This window comes from Kamptonema animale CS-326 (assembly GCF_028330895.1).
Taxonomy (GTDB): Bacteria; Cyanobacteriota; Cyanobacteriia; order Cyanobacteriales; family Microcoleaceae; genus Kamptonema; species Kamptonema formosum.
Window position 1 is genome coordinate 1 of record NZ_JAQMUA010000281.1, and the last position, 19,070, is coordinate 19,070.

At 41.6% G+C, this 19,070-nt stretch carries 12 protein-coding genes and 1 pseudogene; 7 read left to right on the forward strand and 6 right to left on the reverse strand.

The window, feature by feature from the left end; all coding sequences use genetic code 11:
* Nucleotides 1-93: 93 nt before the first annotated feature.
* Nucleotides 94-1,002 (reverse strand): tetratricopeptide repeat protein, encoded by a 909-nt coding sequence (locus tag PN499_RS16305; protein ID WP_272033120.1) that lies wholly within the window; start codon nt 1,000-1,002, stop codon nt 94-96.
* Between the two features lie 97 nt (nt 1,003-1,099).
* Here PN499_RS16305 and PN499_RS16310 point away from each other — a divergent pair, with 97 nt between their 5' ends.
* The 6 genes from PN499_RS16310 to PN499_RS16335 all read left to right on the forward strand — a co-directional run bounded on the left by PN499_RS16310 (nt 1,100) and on the right by PN499_RS16335 (nt 12,973).
* Nucleotides 1,100-4,639, forward strand: a complete 3,540-nt coding sequence (locus PN499_RS16310; protein WP_272033121.1) for a glycosyltransferase — start codon at nt 1,100-1,102, stop codon at nt 4,637-4,639.
* Nucleotides 4,640-4,762: 123 nt separating this feature from the next.
* Nucleotides 4,763-6,085, forward strand: a complete 1,323-nt coding sequence (locus tag PN499_RS16315; protein WP_272033123.1) for a GH39 family glycosyl hydrolase — start codon at nt 4,763-4,765, stop codon at nt 6,083-6,085.
* Nucleotides 6,086-6,230: 145 nt separating this feature from the next.
* Nucleotides 6,231-7,184, forward strand: coding sequence for a GDP-mannose 4,6-dehydratase (locus tag PN499_RS16320; protein WP_272033223.1), 954 nt, complete (start codon nt 6,231-6,233; stop codon nt 7,182-7,184).
* 93 nt (nt 7,185-7,277) lie between these two features.
* Nucleotides 7,278-8,054 (forward strand): glucose-1-phosphate cytidylyltransferase, encoded by a 777-nt coding sequence (gene rfbF / locus PN499_RS16325; protein WP_272033124.1) that lies wholly within the window; start codon nt 7,278-7,280, stop codon nt 8,052-8,054.
* 170 nt (nt 8,055-8,224) lie between these two features.
* Entirely contained in the window at nt 8,225-8,395 is a 171-nt protein-coding gene (locus PN499_RS16330) for a hypothetical protein (protein WP_272033126.1), read from the forward strand.
* 123 nt (nt 8,396-8,518) lie between these two features.
* Nucleotides 8,519-12,973, forward strand: coding sequence for an FkbM family methyltransferase (locus tag PN499_RS16335; protein WP_272033128.1), 4,455 nt, complete (start codon nt 8,519-8,521; stop codon nt 12,971-12,973).
* Between the two features lie 3 nt (nt 12,974-12,976).
* Here the strand turns inward: PN499_RS16335 and PN499_RS16340 are convergent, their stop codons facing one another.
* From PN499_RS16340 to PN499_RS16355, 4 genes are all read right to left on the reverse strand, one after another.
* On the reverse strand, nt 12,977-13,765 hold the full coding sequence (locus tag PN499_RS16340; protein WP_272033130.1) for a class I SAM-dependent methyltransferase: 789 nt from the start codon (nt 13,763-13,765) through the stop codon (nt 12,977-12,979).
* 173 nt (nt 13,766-13,938) lie between these two features.
* The gene (locus PN499_RS16345; protein ID WP_272033132.1) at nt 13,939-14,115 is read right to left on the reverse strand and encodes a hypothetical protein; all 177 of its coding nucleotides are present in this window, start codon (nt 14,113-14,115) and stop codon (nt 13,939-13,941) included.
* A gap of 70 nt (nt 14,116-14,185) precedes the next feature.
* Nucleotides 14,186-14,860, reverse strand: coding sequence for a methyltransferase domain-containing protein (locus PN499_RS16350; protein ID WP_272033134.1), 675 nt, complete (start codon nt 14,858-14,860; stop codon nt 14,186-14,188).
* 176 nt (nt 14,861-15,036) lie between these two features.
* Nucleotides 15,037-16,023 carry a tetratricopeptide repeat protein gene (locus tag PN499_RS16355; protein ID WP_272033135.1) on the reverse strand — a complete coding sequence of 329 codons (987 nt, stop codon included), beginning with the start codon at nt 16,021-16,023 and terminating at the stop codon, nt 15,037-15,039.
* Nucleotides 16,024-16,458: 435 nt separating this feature from the next.
* On the opposite strand from PN499_RS16355, the gene PN499_RS16360 reads away from it, so the two are divergent.
* Nucleotides 16,459-18,624, forward strand: coding sequence for a sulfotransferase (locus PN499_RS16360; RefSeq protein ID WP_272033137.1), 2,166 nt, complete (start codon nt 16,459-16,461; stop codon nt 18,622-18,624).
* A 22-nt stretch (nt 18,625-18,646) separates the two neighbouring features.
* On the opposite strand, the pseudogene PN499_RS16365 reads toward PN499_RS16360, so the two are convergent.
* Nucleotides 18,647-18,995, reverse strand: a pseudogene (locus PN499_RS16365) (transposase); the annotation flags it as partial.
* Nucleotides 18,996-19,070 lie beyond the last annotated feature (75 nt).

Here is a 19,070-nt window from a genome sequence, read left to right on the forward strand (position 1 = left end):
AAGTGGATCTGATAAAATGAGGGTAACATTATGTTTTTCGATAGGCAAGCGTGTAACAATTTGGCTGCCTATCTTTTTTTACCACAACTCGGCTCAATCTTTACCCCATAAGCCTTTGGGCCGGATTGTCACCCCCCCAGCGCCTATATAATAGTAAGACGAAGGGAAATCAGAGTTAAGTTCAAGGCTAAATCGATAAGCAGCAACAGCTTCTTCCCACTTTTCCAATTTAAGAAGAGCATTACCTAAATTGTAGTAAGACCAAAAGTAATCGGGATTGAGATCGAGACCAAAGCGGTAAGTAGTTACAGCTTCATTTAAGAGTCCTTTTGCTTGCAAAGCATTTCCTAATTTGTAGTATAATTCAGAGATATCTGGTTGGAGTTGAATAGCTTTGCGATAGTGAGCGATCGCATCATCCCACTGTTCCAGTGAAGTTTCAATTTCTGCTAATTTATAATAAGCTTCGTAACAACTGGGATTCAAATAAATAGTGCGGAGGTAACAGATAACTGCTCTTTCTACTTTATTTTGCGCCATCAGGCTAGAGGCGACATGAAGGAATGTTTCACCCGTGAAATCTGGCTCTAACATCAGAGCAATATACCAGAAATCTGCGCCTTCCTCTGGCTTGCCAATTTGCTCAAATAGTCGAGCTAGGTTCCGATAAACTCCCGCAAACTTGGGTTGGAGAGTTAAAGCTTGCTGGTAAGATGCGATCGCCTCTGGCCACTGTTCGAGGTTAGCATAGAGACTGCCAAGGTTAGCGTGGACATCGGCTAAATTCGGATCGAGTGCGATCGCTTTAGCGTACCATTGCTTTGCCTCTTCTAGCTGACCTTGAGTTTGCAGCACCTTAGCCAAGATTTTGCAAGCATGGGCCGAGTTGGGATAGATTTGTAGAGCTTGCTTGCAGGAAGCGATCGCTCGATCTAACTTTCCTTCATTTAAATCTACTTCTGCCTGTCGCAGCAAATCAAGCACTTCTGTTTCTGGATTCACTATTCTGTTATCCTATAGAGTTGCAAACGTCAGTAAAATTGTATTCTACAAGCTAAACAGGGATAAAAAATCCGTAGAGCACGTCTAGATCTGGGTTGTGCTGCTTTCCCCTTCCCAATTACTTCAGAAATTCATGTTAACGGCAAATTCGACACCGCGAGTCAGTGTAATTATCCCAGCATATAATGGCGATCGCTACATCGCGCTAGCGGTAGAAAGCGTACTGAACCAAACCTATAAAAACTTAGAAATTATCATCATAGATGACGGTTCAACGGATAATACTCGCGAAATTTTACAGCCCTATTTTAACAGAATTCGCTATCTTTATCAAGAAAATCAAGGAGTAGCAGCCGCCCGTAATTCTGGTATCCGAGAAGCCAAGGGTGAATTAATTGCTTTTCTAGACCAAGATGACTTTTTCTTACCAGATAAGTTAGCTGCCCAAGTAGCCTTATTTGATGCTCAAGCCTCCCTCGCAATTGTTAATAGTGGCTGGCGAATTGTTAACGAGGAAGGCGAAACTATTTATGATATCAAACCCTGGGAATACTTACCCCAGTTAAACTTAGAAACCTGGGTCGTATATATGCCCGTACTTCCCAGTGCCATGATGTTCTCAAAGCAGTGGTTAGATCGAGTTGGTGGCTTTGACTCTCAGTATGATTCCGTAGACGATTCAGACTTAGTGCTGCGTTTAGCATTATTAGGAGGCGAGGCTGCTTGGCTACCTCAAGTCACGGTTTGCTATCGCCAACACAGGCAAAATGTCTCTATCCAAAGAGCGCTCAAACAAGCCAACCTTTTTATTGAATTAAAGCAAAATTTATTCAGTAGAACCGACTTGCCAGAACGCATCCGCCAATTAGAAAAACCAGCTTTTTACGAAGCCCTAACCTGGATGGCATGGCAACTTTACTACAGCGGTTATCCCGCAGAAATGGCTGAGTATTTCCAACAATCGTTGCGTTATAGTCCGTACTCGGTGACATCAACTATAGTAGATTGGGTAAAGCGCCTCACCGATATTTCTCAAGCCTACGGCTGCGAAATCGATGGCTTTGCCCTGAGAAAGTTACTAGAATGGAAAAATTTAATGGCTAATATCATCCCCAATAAAAAAGTCAGAGTCAGCGTTATTATCCCCGCTTACAATTGCGATCGTTACATTGCCCAAGCCATAGATAGCGTTCTCAATCAAACTTATCAAAACTGGGAAATTATTGTCGTAGATGATGGTTCCACAGATAATACCCGCAAGGTTTTATCCCCTTATTTAGACTTAATTAAATACGTCTATCAAGATAATCAAGGGGCCGCCGCCGCGCGAAATCATGCTTGTCAGTTAGCCCAGGGCGAATTTTTAGCTTTTCTAGATAGCGACGACTTTTTTCTACCAGAAAAGCTAGAGAAACAAGTAGCTTATCTAGATGCTGACCCCACATTAGGTATGGTACAAACAGGTTGGCTAATAGTTGACGATAAGGGGCGAGATATCCATCCAGTAATGCCTTGGCAGCGTTCGCCAAAATTAGATTTAGAAACCTTTGTAATCTATAAAATTGTCCGCCCAAGTGCGATGATGCTGCGGCGAGAATGGTGGGAAAGATTGGGCGGTTTTGATTCGCGATTTCCCCCCGCCGAAGATTTAGATTTCGCCTTACGCTTAGCTTTAAATGGCTGCAAAGCCGCCTGGTTAGAAGAGATACTTATTGGTTATCGTCAGCACGATGCTAATCTGATGTCTAGCGGTTATAAGTTGATGAAAAATATGGAACTTGTCATGGAAACTTTTTTTGCCAGACCAGATTTACCCAATCAAATTCGTCAGTTAAAAGGCAAAGAACGCTACGAATCTTTAACCTGGATGGCGTGGCGAATGTATCGGGATGAGCATTTTGGAGAAATGGGTGAGGCTTTAGAAAAATCCTTATATTACAGCCCTTTCTCACCGATAGATACTATCTTAAATTGGGTAGAAGCTTTTAAAGTCTATTCTCTCGAATACGGTTATAATTTCGATGCAAATTCGTTAAGTAATGGGCAAGAATGGCAAGCAGCAGTGACAATGGCGATGAATAATCTCCATCAAGCTAACTCCACTGGCAGCTTAACTTCTAGAAAGAATCATCCGCATATTCTATTATATGCTGAAGATCACGGAGTCGGAGGAATGGCTCAGTTTAACCATTCACTTTTATGCAAGTTAGCCACAGAAGGATACGAAGTTACTTGCGTTCAAACTGAAACTTCTAACCCATTAATTACTAAGCAAAAAGAACTTGGTATCCGTCACGTTTGGTTAGAGTTTGACACGATGAAAGAATTTTCCCGCATCGCCTACAATCAGGCTGATGCTGAAAATATTTTCTCGCAGTTTCCCCCCGATTTAATTATATTTAGTGATGGCTGGCCGATGGCAAATTTTGCAGCCAAGCAAGTAGCTTTAAAACGAGGGATCAACTATATCATTGCTTTAGGTTATATTGACCCAAGTTTTGCTAAATTCCATAGATGGGACAAAATTCCCTATTTAGATGCTGTCTCCTATCATTATGCTACGGCAAAATCTATGGTTGCAGTTTCTTCTGAAAATTTAAACTTATGCCAGAAATGTTTTAAAATGCCTCAAGACTGGGGAAAAGTTATCTATTACGGACGGCCTGATAGTTATTTTGTCCCCCCTGTTGCCACAACTCGCAACCGATTGCGACAGGAGGTAGGAATTCCAGAAGATGCCATAGTTTGTTTCACGGCAGCGCGTCTTACTCCCGTTAAAGGCTATCAGTATCAATTGGAAGCAATCGCGCAGTTAAAACAGAGTCCAGTATGGTCGCAAATTTATTTTGTTTGGGCCGGCCCTGGGGCGACTACTCACGATAATATGGAACCTGAATTGAGAGAAAAAGTATCAAATTTAGGAGTAAGCAACCAAGTTAAATTCTTAGGTCAACGGTGGGATATTTCAGATTGGCTCGATGCTAGCGATATTTTTATTCTACCATCAAAAGCAGAGGGAATGCCTTTAGCTGTGATGGAAGCAATGGCAAAAGGATTACCTGTAATTGCCACTGCTGTCAGTGGCATTCCAGAGGAGTTGGGGGAGACAGGAAAGTTATTACCTAACCCGAATCGCGATCCCAAAGGAACGGTGAGGGAATTGGCTATAACGATAGAATCTTGGGTCGCGAATTCGGAATTGAGGCAGTCTGTAGGCAAAGAATGTAAATTACGAGCCGAAAAAATGTTCCGGGAAGAACGGATGCTTCAGGAATATTTGAATACAATTGCAGAGGCTTTATCGAGGGAAAAAGATCCAGAAAAAAGATTTTTGAATCCGCGACTTGAAGAACAGATGAAATTAGTAGAAAAACAATTACGTTATAGCTCTTTGGTGTGGAGTGCTTGGCACGCTCATTGTCATGGTAATCTTGCTAAAATGTTTAGAGATTTGGAGGAATCTTTGACTTGTACGCCTTTTTTGACCACAGAAACTATCTTCTACTGGATACAAAACTTTGCCACTTTTTATGCAGAAGTTGGTAAAGAGTTTGATAGTTATTCTCTGATAGACTCAGTAGAATGGAAAGAATTAGTGGCGACTACATTAGGTGGTGAATTGGCTTTTGCGACTTAATAAAATTTCAGTTTTAACCCACAGTTATCTGGACACGACCTGCATATATCGAAACTGCACCGACGGCAACTTTACGTGATTCTTGCTATAGTCAAATTTGAATGAATACCATTAGGAGCCAATATGCGAACAAAATTTAGTGTCAAAAACTTGCTAAAGCTCCCGCAACTTTTGTTAGCATTGGCTACAGCTCTGTTAATACTATTTTTTGGTCAATTATCAACTTTTGGGCAGGTACAATCTAATGTAAACGTTGATTTTGCTGCCCCACAATCAATTAAGTCAGTCAGTGGTATCCTACACGGTATAGATCCAAGTAATCCACCAGATAGCACGATTAAACCACTACAGTTTAAACTTTGGCGAGCTGGAAGAGTTGATACCTACGACCGAGTTGTGAATTCAGGTGCTGAGTTTCAATTAATAGTAAGCGACCTCTGGGGATATGGAACTAATCCGAATGGATGGCCCTATCAAAATTATCCTGCCTGGGAAGCTTTTGTGCGACAACTTGCTCAACAAAATAAAGGTAAAAAAATCCTTTGGGATGTCTGGAATGAGCCTGACTGGGCAAATCCTTTTTGGGCGGGAACAAGAGAACAATTTTTTGAAACTTACAAACGGGCTTATCAAATATTACGTCAAGAATTAGGCCCAGAACCAATAATTGGAGGCCCAAGCATAGCAATTTATAGCAAAGATTATTTGATTGCTTTTCTCGAATACTGCAAGGCAAATAAACTGGAAGTTAATTTTTTATCTTGGCACGAACTGAATGATGATAACATTTTATTTGTTGACGATCATTTGATTGAAGCTAGACGCAATTTCATCCAAAGTCCAGCTTACGCAAGCCTAAAAATCAAAAAACTTTATGTGAATGAGATTGTCGGAGAGGTTGGACAGTATAGACCAGGAGATATTCTTGGTTATTTCTATAATTTGGAAAGAGGTCAAGCCGACGGTGCTTGTAGAGCTTGTTGGGGTAGCTTGGGACCCAATAAAGTTAGTAATTGCTTTAATAATACTCTGGCTGGGATGGTGACACCTAATTCTTTTCAGCCTAGAGCAGCTTGGTGGGCGAATAAAGCTTATGCTGATGGAGCTAGTTCGCGAGTGCGAAGTCAGTCATCCTCTGAGAGAGTTGTCGCTTTGGCTAGCAAGTCAAATTATAGCGGTAAAGCACAGGTATTATTAGGCTATTTCGATCGGAATAATTCTTCCTCAATCAGACTTGATGTTACTCTTGCAAACTTAAAACAGCTCGGTATTGCCCAGAATGGTAAAATCCATCTAAAATTAGAGAAAATTCCTAACGCTCAAGAGGCGGCTGTGCAGAAATTAGTGATTTTGAAGGAAGAGGATGTGTCTATTGGAAGCGGAACATTGAGATATGTTATTCCTAATTTTGGTCTACATGAAGCCTATGTGTTGACTATTGGCTAAGTGATATCGTAAAGCCACGATATCGGGGTTACTATCCATAACAAAAGCGTGGCTATATGCTGCATAATTCCTAATTGATTAATCGGTTTCAATCTGCAAGATGCTCTGATGTAATTAAAAATAGAATATTGAGGGTTTCTTTGTGATAAAAAGAGCGTTAATTTGTGGCATTTCTGGTCAGGATGGAGCGTACTTAGCTGAACTCCTGCTTAAAAAAGGATATTTTGTCTGCGGAACTTCGCGGGATGCCCAAATGTCTGAATTCCGAAACCTCTCTCGTTTGGGCATTCGCGACTCCGTGAAGATGGAATCTATGTCTTTGAATGATTTTCGCAGCGTCTTGCAAGTCTTGACAAAAATTCAGCCCGATGAGGTGTACAATTTAGCTGGTCAGACTTCGGTGGGACTGTCGTTTGAACAGCCAGTTGAAACTCTGGAAAGTATTGCTACTGGGACTTTGAATCTTTTAGAAGCGATTCGGTTTACTGGGGGCAAGGTGAAATTATATAATGCCAGTTCTAGTGAATGTTTTGGTAATACGAGGGGTTTGGCGGCGGATGAAAATACCCCTTTTCATCCCAGAAGTCCCTATGCGGTGGCGAAAGCAACGGCTTTTTGGGAGGTAGCAAATTATCGGGAAGCTTACAATTTATTTGCGTGTTCTGGTATTCTATTTAATCATGAATCACCGTTGCGACCAGAAAGGTTCGTAACCCAAAAGATTGTGGCGGTAGCTTGTAGAATCGCTGGGGGAAGTTCGGAAAAGTTAAATTTGGGGAATATTTCAGTACAACGGGACTGGGGATGGGCCCCGGAGTATGTGGAGGCAATGTATTTGATGTTACAACAGTCGGATGCCGATGATTATGTAATTGCTACTGGCAAAAGTTATACTTTGGAGGAATTTGTAAAGGCAGCCTTTGCTTGTTTAGATTTGGATTGGCGGGAACATACGGTGATTGACGAGAGTCTGTATAGACCTACTGAGATTTCTATTGGTCGTGGAAATCCGGGTAAGGCTAAGGAAAAATTAGGTTGGGAAGCGAAGTATAAAATGCAAGATGTTGTGAGAATGATGATGGAGGCGAAAATGGTTTAGTTCTTAAGGGCAAAAAGATTTTTTTAGCCCTTTGAGAGTAAAAATATTGGGGTAATTTTCAGATTAATTAATGACCTTTACAAGCATAAAACAATGCAAGTAGTTATCCTAGCAGGTGGTCTCGGTACCCGTCTCCGAGAAGAAACAGAGTTTCGTCCTAAACCATTAGTAGATGTTGGAGGGCATCCTATTCTTTGGCATATTATGAAAATATATGCCCATTATGGCTTCCGCGACTTTATTGTTTGCTTGGGCTATCGTGGCAACATGATTAAGGAATATTTCCTCAATTATGAGGCAATGAACAATGACTTTACTATTTGCTTAGGCCGCCAAAATTCCATCAGGTATCACGGAGAACATCAGGAGCAAGATTTTAATGTCACCCTAGCTGAAACTGGTCAAGAAACTATGACTGGTGGTCGGGTGAAGCGGATTGAGAAATATATTACTGACGATATTTTCATGGTAACTTATGGGGATGGAGTAGCTGATGTAGATATTGCGGCGGTGGTTGATTTTCATAAATCCCATGGTAAACTGGCAACCATTACCACAGTCCGTCCTATTTCTAGATTTGGAATTTTAAATGTGGACGATCTGGGTCAAGTACAGCAGTTTACTGAAAAACCGCAATTAGATGGTTGGGTTAGTGCAGGATATTTGGTACTGAATCGCCAGATTTTTGATTATTTGGGTGGAGATGATTGTATTCTAGAGCGAGAGCCGCTAGAAAGGTTAGCAGCGGAAAGACAACTGATGGCTTACCGTCATAATGGTTTTTTCTTTGCGATGGATACTTACCGCGAGTATAAATATTTGAATGAACTGTGGGATAATGGAGAGGCTCCTTGGAGGGTGTGGGAATGAGGAATTTTTGGTGCGATCGTTCGGTGTTTGTAACTGGCTGTACTGGTTTATTGGGTAGTTGGTTAGTAAGAGATTTTACCCTGCGACGAGAATACACCGTTGCTCAGTGACTATGCTTATTTTTCTATTCAGATACTTGGCTAAGTCATACTAAGAGTTACACTGAATTGATGGTGGAACATTTTGGCTTTGACAAAACTAGCCAGGTGATTGAACAAGCTGATTTATTATTAGGTAAACATATTCGAGAATGGGGCGGTCAGTTTGTTGTCCCCATTCCGCAAGTGGAGGGAATCGTTTTAAAAATAATGAAAAACCTGTTATTATTCAAGAATATATAGAATATATTCCAGAAGTCCGAAGGTGAGTTTACAATTGGTGTACTTTGTTTACCAGATCAAAGATTAGTTTGTTCTATAGTATCCTAAATACGGAAGAAAAAAAATACATAGGAGTAATGTAAGATGGGATTGGGAGATTGCAAACAGCTAATGTTGGTGCTGAAAAATGAATATAATTTGCCAACATTTGTAGAAACGGGGACTTTTCAAGGCAGCACATCTGTGTGGGCGGCAGAGCATTTTCAAAAGGTATTGACAATAGAATTTGCTAAGCACATATATGAATCTACATCCAGTGCTTACAGCCATGTAAAAAATATAGAATTTTTGTGGGGTCATACAAAAGAGCAGCTTAAATTAGTTGTCCCTCAACTCAAAGAGCCTGCTCTATTCTGGTTAGATGCTCATTGGATGGGTGGCGGTACTGCCGGAGAAAATGATGAGTGCCCGCTGCTCGAAGAGTTGCAAGTAATCAATAATTCTGAATGCGAACATTTTATCCTGATTGACGATGCTCGATTGTTTTTGTCTCCCCCACCAAGTCCTCACCGTATAGAACAGTGGCCTAGCCTTAATGAAATAATTGCTACACTATCGGCAAAAACAAGCAGATACACAGTTATCTTTGAAGATGCCATAGTTTCTGTACCTGAACGAGCAAAATCGCTTGTAGCTCAGTTTTGTCAAGATGCTAATACTAAGGTATGGGAAGAGTTTGCGCGAACAGGTGAGTTCCGGGTAGCTACTGTTTTGCCCAAGCATCCAGAAGAGAAGAAAGAAACAGAAAAAATAACAAATAGCAGCTTTCAATATAGTGGTGAGAGCCAAGTTATCGCTAGATTTATTAATGCAGGGAATGTGGTTTTTGATGTAGGTGCTAATGCTGGGGATTGGACAGCGGAAGTGTTGAGTCAAGGACATGACGTAGAAATTCACCTGTTTGAACCAATTCCTCATGTCTACAAAAAGCTGATTCAGAACCTAGATAAACAAGTAATTTCCAATAATGTAGCTGTAGGGCAGAAGGAAGAAGTTAAGACATTTTATTATTACGAAGCCAATCCACCATTGAGTAGCTTTTACCGCCGAGTAGATGTGGAAAAACAAGGGTTGCTCAATACACCCAAAGAAATTACTGTTTTGACCACTAATATCGACAATTACTGTCAGCGCCACGGCATAAAGAGAATTAATTTTCTAAAAATAGATGTTGAGGGTGGCGAATTAGAAGTTCTTTATGGAGCAAAATATTTTCTAGAAACAGGCAGAATAGATTATCTGCAATTTGAATATGGAGGGACTTATCTAGATGCTAAAACGAGCTTGAAAGAAGCCTTTGAGTATTTGCAAAAATTCCGCTATTCAATTTTTAAGATTCTCCCGAATAAGTTAGAATATAAACCTACCTGGCTGTCAGAGGATGAAAACTTTGAGTTCAGTAATTTCTTGGCTGTAAATGAACGATTCCGCCAAAATGTTTTGGGTGAAGTACCCCGAATGCTGGACTTGCAGCAAATTTTCAGTCAATATGGGATCGTGCCGCACGGAGTTATTCACGTTGGAGCTCACGAAGGCACAGAAATCAGCACTTATCAAGCAATGGGCGTTCAAAAAGTGCTTTTTGTGGAAGCTAACCCGGTTGTGTTTGAACGGTTGCAAGCTAATATTGCTGGGGTGCCAAATGTTCAAGCGGTCAACTGTGCTGTTAGCCATGAAAATGGTACGGTAAACTTGCGCGTGACTTCGATCGATCAAAGCAGCTCTATTTTGCAACTGAAGCGCCATCTAGAACTTTATCCCAGCATTCAAGAAACGCATCAAGTTCAAGTACAGTCAAGAACGATTGATACGCTGCTGCAAGAACTGCAACTCAATCCTTATGAATTTAATATCTTAAATATAGATATTCAAGGGGCAGAACTGTTGGCTTTGCAAGGAGCAGCTAACTGGTTGAAATATGTCTCAGGAATCAACACGGAGGTGAATTATGAAGAACTGTATGATGGCTGCGCTTTAATCGATCAGTTGGACGAATTTCTGGAAATGCACGGCTTTCAGCGGGTGGCAACGGTAACGCACCATCCCTACTGGGGCGATGCTTTCTATGTCAAGAAGCCGCTGATTACGATGGCAGCATTCGCGATAGCGCGATTTGGTAATCAGATATTTGACTATGCTTTCTTGAAAATGTACACCAAAGAACACGGGATGCGGCTTGAGTTGCCAGCGTGGCCCGGTCAATATCTTTTCGGTCACAATGAGCCGCCAATTGCTCATCCATTGCCTCAAGTTAGAGAGCAACAATATCCCTATAAAAATTCAGAATCGGCAATACTGAACGCGCCCAAACCAATTACAAACGTAGATTTTTTTGGGTTTTTTCAGTTTCACACCAAGTATCATGCTCAGCAGAAAGAGTATTTCTGTTCGCTGTTCAAACCAGTGTCGGAAGTAGAAGCTAAGATGCAAGAAGCTGTTAACCGCTTGCGAGAACGAGGCAAAACAGTTGTGGCGTTGCATTTACGGCGGGGCGACTATAGTTGGGCAAGCGATATAGTTCCTTATCTTTCTATTGCTCCGAATGAATGGTACAGAGAATGGCTGGACGGTTTGTGGGAAACTCTGGATGAACCAGTATTGTTTATAGCTAGCGATGAAATCGAAAATGTTGTCGGGGATTTTGCTGATTACCACCCCGTAACAGCCAAAGATTTAGGTGTAGAGATGCCAGAAGCACCTTTTTATCCCGATTTTTATATATTGAGCCAGTGCGATGTTTTGGCTACTTCAAATAGCACGTTTTCTTTTGCAGCAGCGATGCTGAACGAACGATGCAAATTTTTCTTCCGACCGAATTTACAAAAGAACAAACTGATTCCCTTCGATCCTTGGAATAGCGAGCCGTTGCTGCGGGATAATCCCAATCAGGAGCCGACACCCCAGCAAGAAAATATCAGAAATAAGTGCAAACTGAGTGTGTGCGCGATTCTCAAAAATGAGGCACCCTATTTAATTGAGTGGTTGGAATTTCATAAAATAGCTGGTGTTGAAAGGTTTTATTTGTACGACAACAACAGCACTGACAACCCTTTTGAGATTGTTCAACCGTACATTAAGGCAGGCGAAGTTATTTGGCACGATTGGCCCTTGATACCAGGACAACTTCCAGCTTACGAACATTGTCTAGAAAACTACAGGCAAGGATCGGAGTGGATAGCTTTTATTGATTTGGATGAGTTTTTATTTCCCACAGAAAAGGACGATCTCAAAGAGGTATTAGAGGAGTTTTATGATTGTCCAGCAGTAGCAGTTAATTGGCTGGTTTTTGGATCTTCGGGTCACAAAACTAGACCAGAGGGCTTGCAAATAGAAAATTTTACTAAACGAGGCGTAAACGATTGGGAAATCAACAAGCATATCAAATCAATCGTGCGTCCTGTAGAGACTATGCGCCCTCTTTCACCTCACAATTTTACATATTTGAACGATCGGGTTGCGGCCACAGAAAGTAAAAAAACGATAGTGGGGCCTTGGTCTACAACAAATTCAGTGCAAAAGCTGCGAATTAATCATTATACGACTCGCTCTTTACAAGAAAGCAAAGAAAAAATGCTTCGAGGTATAGCCGATGCACTTGTTCCGAGACCTTGGATGTTTGACTCCACCGATCGCAATGAGATAGAAGATTTAACCATTCAACGTTTTGTTCCTCAGTTGAGACAAGCTGTTGATTCAGTTATATCTAAATCTCGAATAGCACAGATTTTAATGGAACAGTGGCGCTTGCAATCTAAGCTGTACCAGATGGAAATTGAATTAGAGGAATTTTCGATAAAACTGCACCAAACTCCAGGGGTATTTGAGCAATTTACAACTAAAGTGGAACCAATGAAAGAAGAACTTGAACTCTGGCAAGTTCAATATCACAAAACTCAGGAAGAACTCGCACAAACGAAGTCTCAACTCGTCGAAGTTGAGGCTAAACTGCAAGAGATGGAGAGTGTTGCAAATCCCTTAAATCAACTGGCAGAGTTGTATTTAGCTCAAGGAAAGTCGGAGGATGCGATCGCAGTTTGCGAGCAAGCACTAAAAATTCAACCCAAATTTGCTCCAGCCTACAAGACTTTGGGGAATATTTGCCAAGCTCAAGGTAAACTAGAAGATGCTAAGTCTTGGTATGCGAAAGCTCTTGAAATTCAGCCTAATTTTGCCCAAGCTTTAGCTAACCTCGGAACTGTTTGCGCGCAGCAGCATCTGTGGTCAGAGGCGATCGCATCCTACCAAAAGGCGATCGCGATTCAACCGAATTTTGCTGGCATTTACCGCAACTTAGCTAGGGTTTTTTCGCAAATTGGTAGGGCAGAAGAATCTGTAGAGTGTTCTTATGCAGCCGTGATTTTAGAACCCAAAACAACAGCAGAGGAATACTTTAACCTGGGCAATGCTCTGTTAGGGCAAGGAAAACAAGAGCGCGCGATCGTGTGTTACCGTCGCGCTATTTATTTAAACCCAAATTTTTCTGAGGCTGGCGAGAAGTTAAAGGAAATTATGACTGTTGAAGTTGAAGCAGGAAATTAGCATTTACTGCCGCATCGCTACTAAAGCAAAGCACGGCCCGTGAGGAGTGTGAGGTTGATCGAAGTTGATGCGGATGTCGCTTAACCCAAAATAATTCAAACAGGAAATAATATCTTCACGGGTCATCCAGTTACTAAAGCGACTGCTACCACCGCAGAAACCAGTCGCTTTTACTTCACCTTTGTATTCTGCATATTCCTGACGGTGGAGTGTATGTTTAAAACCTTGATACTCAGCAGCAGTCTTCTCAGGAAACCTTTGAGAAAGATAAGTATTGCTGCGGATTATATCCTCGTCATAGTAGTGAGTCCATATAAAAACTCGATCTGAAACTTTAGCGATTAGACCAATTAGCTCAGCCGGATTTGTCATGTGGTAAAGTATGCCACTGGCGAAAGCAGTATCAAACTTAGCTGGATTTGATCGCAGATATTCTACGCAATCGCCACAAAGAAAGTGAGCATTGCGAAGTACTACAACTTCTTTGACAATCAGACACTTCAGGTAAGCGCGAGTGCTGGCCTCAACTGCTGTAATTGATGCTGCTCCTAGTTGTTCCAGCATATAGGTATGTCCAGCTTCCAGCGGACCGAGTTCGAGGATTGTTTGACCTGCAACTCCACCTAATTGCTCAATAGCCCAGGTAATGCGGGCATCTTCAAACAGTCCGCTTTGTCCCGCACTTAGTAATGACAAATTTCCAGGCAACTTAGATGCCCATTCACCTTGAAAAATATCCAGCGCATTCTGTACACTAGGGGCTGACTTAACATAATAATCTAGGATTTCCATACTGTTATAATTGTGGGGTGTTTGTGCGAAAAATAATTTGTTGTTTTCTTATAGATTCTCCAACTATGAGAGATATACAGAGAAAACTTTTTAATCAATAGAAATCAACCCCTATCTTTTTTAAGAAGGAGACGAAAACCAATTGATTGCTTGGAGTAACTCATTTTCATCGGTCACTTCTGAATAAGTTGGGAGCGGGTATCGCTGAGCCAGTCGATTCGTAGTAAGCTGCTACGCTTAGGGTATACAGTTGGCTCTTGATAGTCATGGCGGAATTCGATTATAACTGGAAATTCACTCACAATACCTTGATAATGCTTGAGAGCAAAGTCAATTGAACGTAATCCCATCCAAGAGTTCCTGGTTTTTTGTTGCCACCACAACCTATATCCAGTTTAAGATATTGCACAAGCTACCCCTTTATTTTTTTCTAAAAATACAAACAAGCTCTCCAAAATTTTCGTGAAACAGCTCAATCTCAAAACCCAAAAATAGATTTTTTTGACAGTATTCCAGAAATTCTGAGAAAGTCTCTGCTGTCCAGACGTGAAAATGAATGCTGTAATCTATGTCAAGTAAATACTGCATCCGCTCAGCCACCTGTGCTTCAGGAAATTTGTCAACTAGCCTGACATACTCTTCATAATGAGGCAGTCTTGACCATTCCGGCCCTTCTTTGTAGTCCCGAATTAAGTGGTCGAGGGAAGTGAGGGGTCGATCGCGATCGAAGGTATGACGTTTGTCCGGAACGCCTATGTACAGAATTCCTTCGGGTTTGACAACTCTCAAAAAGTTTTCCAGAGCGCCGATCGGATTTTGACAGTGTTCTATCATTTGATTGGCAATGACAAAATCCCAGGAGTTATCTGGTATGGATGAAAGAGTTTCGCCGTCATCTATAATATCAACATTTGCTAGATTGACCCCAGCTAGTTCTGGGTAGTGTTTCCTTAATTCTTCTACCGACATCCGATCTATGTAATGAACTTTAACGCCTGCTGGAAGTTCGAGAGGAGCATTGAGTGGGCCCACCTCAATTCCCTCACCTTTTAAGTATTGAGAAGCTATTTCTCTTCTTTTTGCGTACAGATCCATAGTTGATTGTCTGGTCTTTTAAGTTGGGCTTTGAGTCAATGGCACGGGCATGAGGCACGATCGACCTTTCTAGTTTACCCGATCGCGTGTCGGTCGATCGCTTGAGCGCGATCTCGCAGGTGCGTGCAATTGTCTTCGTTTACTTATTGGATAAAATTAATTGTAAGCTCGATTGCTTAAGGCTTGGCAGCGATCGCGTTCTCCATCTGTTCCTGTCTCACTAAAGCCGGGGCTAACTGTAACAAAACTTCTTCGTTGTCCGGTTCTAACTCTAGCAGTTTGTAGTATTCTGAGCTGTTATCGGGATTTTCCTCGATCGCCTGTCGATAACGTTTGATGACTTCTTCTCTGTCTTCGGTAGGCTCTAAAGTCGGGGCTTTCTGCTCTTCCTGTTCGCTGAGTTCAATCGCTTGACGGTAAGCTGCGATCGCCTCTTCGAGTTGTCCCAATTTGGCCAGACACTCTCCTAAGCCGTAGTAAGCTGTCTGATTCTGGGGATTATGTTCGATCAAACGACGATAAGCCGCGATCGCGTCTTCTAGTTTTCCCTGTTGTACCAAACTATTTCCCAACTGCAACCAGAGTTTCCAGTTATCGGGTTGAAGCTGCAAAAGATTTTGATAAGCTTCTACGTTGTCGGGATTGACTTCTATCATCTGGCGATAGGAGGCGATCGCTTCTGCTAAATTGGACTGATTTCCTTGTTGCACTACATTTGCCAAGGCATGATGAATCCAATCAGCATCAGGGTTCAACTCGCTAGCACGAGTATAAGCCGCGATCGCCTCATCCAGTTGACCCAATTTTGCTAAACTATTACCTAGCCCCACGTAAGTCCCAAAATGTTCGGGATTGAGTTCAATTGCATGGCGGAAGGCTGTAGCTGATTCTTCCCACTGTTGCTGTTGAGCTAGGGCATCCCCTAAGTGGTGGTAACTCCAAGCAAAATCTGGTTTGAGTTCGATTGCATGGCGGAAGGCTATGCTGGCTTCATCGCATCGACCTAGTTTTAATAAGGCTTCCCCTAAATGGTGGTGATACCAAGAAATGTCAGGATTTAGCTTGATGGCACGGCAATAAGCGGCGATCGCGTCTTCTAGTTTTCCCTCTTGGAGAAGTTGATTGCCTTTGTCAAACTCGGTCACAGCCATTTGCTCGTTCATTTTGCTAAATTACCTTTTTGCTATAAAATATTATGCCACACCCAATGGGGCTGCCTACTTTAGCACCAACTTGCTTATAATATACAGCAAATTCGACATTTATGAAGGACGGTAGGGACACGGCAATTCCGTGTCCTATGAGTATTGATCGAGAAGTTTGTGTGCATCATAACAGGGGGAACCTCCGATCTGCTGGGGAAGGCAAGTGATGTTTGATTGGTTTTATATAGAATTTAAACAGGTGGATGAAACGATTATTTTCAATTGGCGATCGCAGTGAACTCTAATCCACAATTTGGTCGGTGAGTCAATAGCATCGGTGCGATCGATTCCTCTAATTTTCCCTGTTGTACCAAGGGCAATGGTAAATTTTTGTTAAAGGCGACTGCTTTTGTGCTATCCTATATAAGTTATTTTGTTCAATTAGGTATAATCATGAAACCAACAGAAAGTCAAGACAGTTCGCTCAAGGGTAATAACTTAATATTTTTAATATCTCAGCCACGCGCTGGTTCTACACTAACACAACGGATTTTGGGGGGGCATCCTGATATTCATACTGTGTCTGAACCTTGGTTGATGTTATCTCCATTAACCGCTTGGCATTCAACTATTGGTTATAATGCTGATTACGATCAAGCTTTGGCTCAAGTAGCCGTTTCCAGTTTTATAGGTAGTCTTTCTCAAGGTGAAGAAGATTATGTTCAAGGCTTGCGTCGAATGTATTCCTATTTATATGAAAAAGCGAGAGAAGAATCTGGGAAGCGTTACTTTTTGGACAAAACTCCTAGATATTTCTATATAATTAATGAACTCTATAGAACTTTTCCCGAAGCACGATTTATATTTTTGTTCAGAAATCCTCTGTCTGTTTTGTGCTCTATTGTCGCAACTTGGGCTAACGATGATTTGCATGGTTTGTATACTCTTCAACAATTTAAAAATGACTTGTTCATTGCTCCTCAAAAATTACTAGAAGGAGTTACTACTTTAGGAAAGCAGTGCTTAGTAATGCACTATGAGTGGTTATTGATGAGATCTGATGAAGAAATTGCTAGAGTCTGTGACTTTTTAGGAATTTCGTTTAGACCCGAAGTGGCTGAGTATGGTGTAAGTAACACTTCTCCGGCATGGATTTATGGAGATCAAGTGAAGTTATATCAAAATACTAAACCAGATTCAAGCAACTTAAATAAATGGTTAGAAGATATAAAGCAGCCGCAGATATGGCGGCTGGCAAGTGATTATTTGCAAATATTGGGAGAGGGAACCATAGAAAGATTGGGTTATTCTTATCAAGAATTATGCTCAACATTAAATCAAGAAGTTCCCACGATAGAACAATTAAAAGATACTTTGCCACTGGAGTTTTATTGTGAAGAGACCTTATCATCAAGGAGTGAAGTTAGCCATTTTATACAATTGACTCAAAAAAGTTTGGGGGGATGGATAGGAGCTAAAAAGGAGACAGGAGACGCTTTATATGGTTTGCCAAAACAACAAGAAGCGCAGTATCAAGAGTCTTTGACAAGAGTGCATAGAGAGTCGCAAAAGTGGCAGACAGAATTAGAACAGTCCCAGTCTCAACTGCATCAGACCCAGGCAGAATTAGAACATTCCCAGTCTCAACTGCATCAGACTCAGGCTGAATTAGAACATTCCCAGTCTCAACTGCATCAGACTCAGGCTGAATTAGAACATTCCCAGTCTCAACTCCATCAAACTCAGGGGGAATTACAGGAGTCTAAAGAGGAGTTAGGTGAATTTCAGGCTATAGCTGAACAGTTTCAGGAACAACTGCACCAAACTCATGCAGTATTAGAACAGTCTCAAGGTAAACTACACGAGACTCAAACGGAACTGGCACAAACGAAGTCCCAACTTTATCAATCTCAGTGGGAAGAAGAAAGAAGTCGCTTTCAACTGCACCAGACTCAGGCTGAATTAGGCAAGAGTCAATCTGAACTCCATCAGATTAAAGCTCAATTGCAGCAGTCCCAGTCGCAAGTGGAGGAAACCCAGAGCCTCTTCCGACAAGCTCAATCACAGATTCATCAGATTCAGAAGAATAAAATTGAGTTAAAGCGAGTTTCCCATCAATTTTACCATCTTCAAGGGGAATTGGAACAGTCCCAGTCTCAACGGCATCAAACTCAGCAGGAATTGGAACAGTCTCAATCTCAATTGTCTCAGACTCAGCAGGAATTGGAACAGTCTCAGTCTCAACTGCATCAAACTCGGCAGGAATTGGAACAGTCTCAGTCTCAATTCTCTCAGGCTCAGGTAGAATTAGTCAGAAATCGGTTACAAAATCAGTATGTAACCAGTGAACCACAGTCAACAACTGCAACTGAGTATAAGTTGCTGGTATGGGATGCGTGGTATGCTTATCAAAGTGGCGATTTGAAGAAAATGCAACAGTGTTTGCACGAGTCTTTGAAATTAACACCTGTTTCACGAACCGAGTCTGTCGTCAACTGGTTGGAGAGTTTTGCTAAATTTGCTTCAGAAAAGGGGGATTATTTTGATAGCTACGCATTGACCAATTCACCAGAGTGGAAAAAGCTGATTCAACAGAGAGTCACTGTAAGCAAGGAGTGAGTAATTTTATGATTAGGTAATATCAATTCCGGCTGCACCGGAATGATATAGGTTTGGTTTCTGGCCACCAGTGGAAACAAGTAATCCCTTTAATCAAAGAAGGTTGCTGGAGAAGAACTTGACAGCGCTGAAATAACATTTCTTCTAATTCATCAAGATTGTGAAATGAACGATTGGCAATTGGTTCATTTACCAAGGGCCTGATTACGCTCTGCCGGTTGTAATTCGGGAGAATGAGAGGGCATAAATCAAGAGTGTAAACCCTCTGGAACTTGAACTTGTGGGCTAGTATGCCAACCAGCTTGGTCAATAGTTAAAATGATGTGTTTATCTTTACCTACACCAAATTCTATGGCAAAGTCTGCTAAAATTTATTAAAAACCTCGATGTTAACTTCAGGGGGCGCTTGTCGCCCCCGGAACTAAATATAGTGGTAGCGGCTTGTA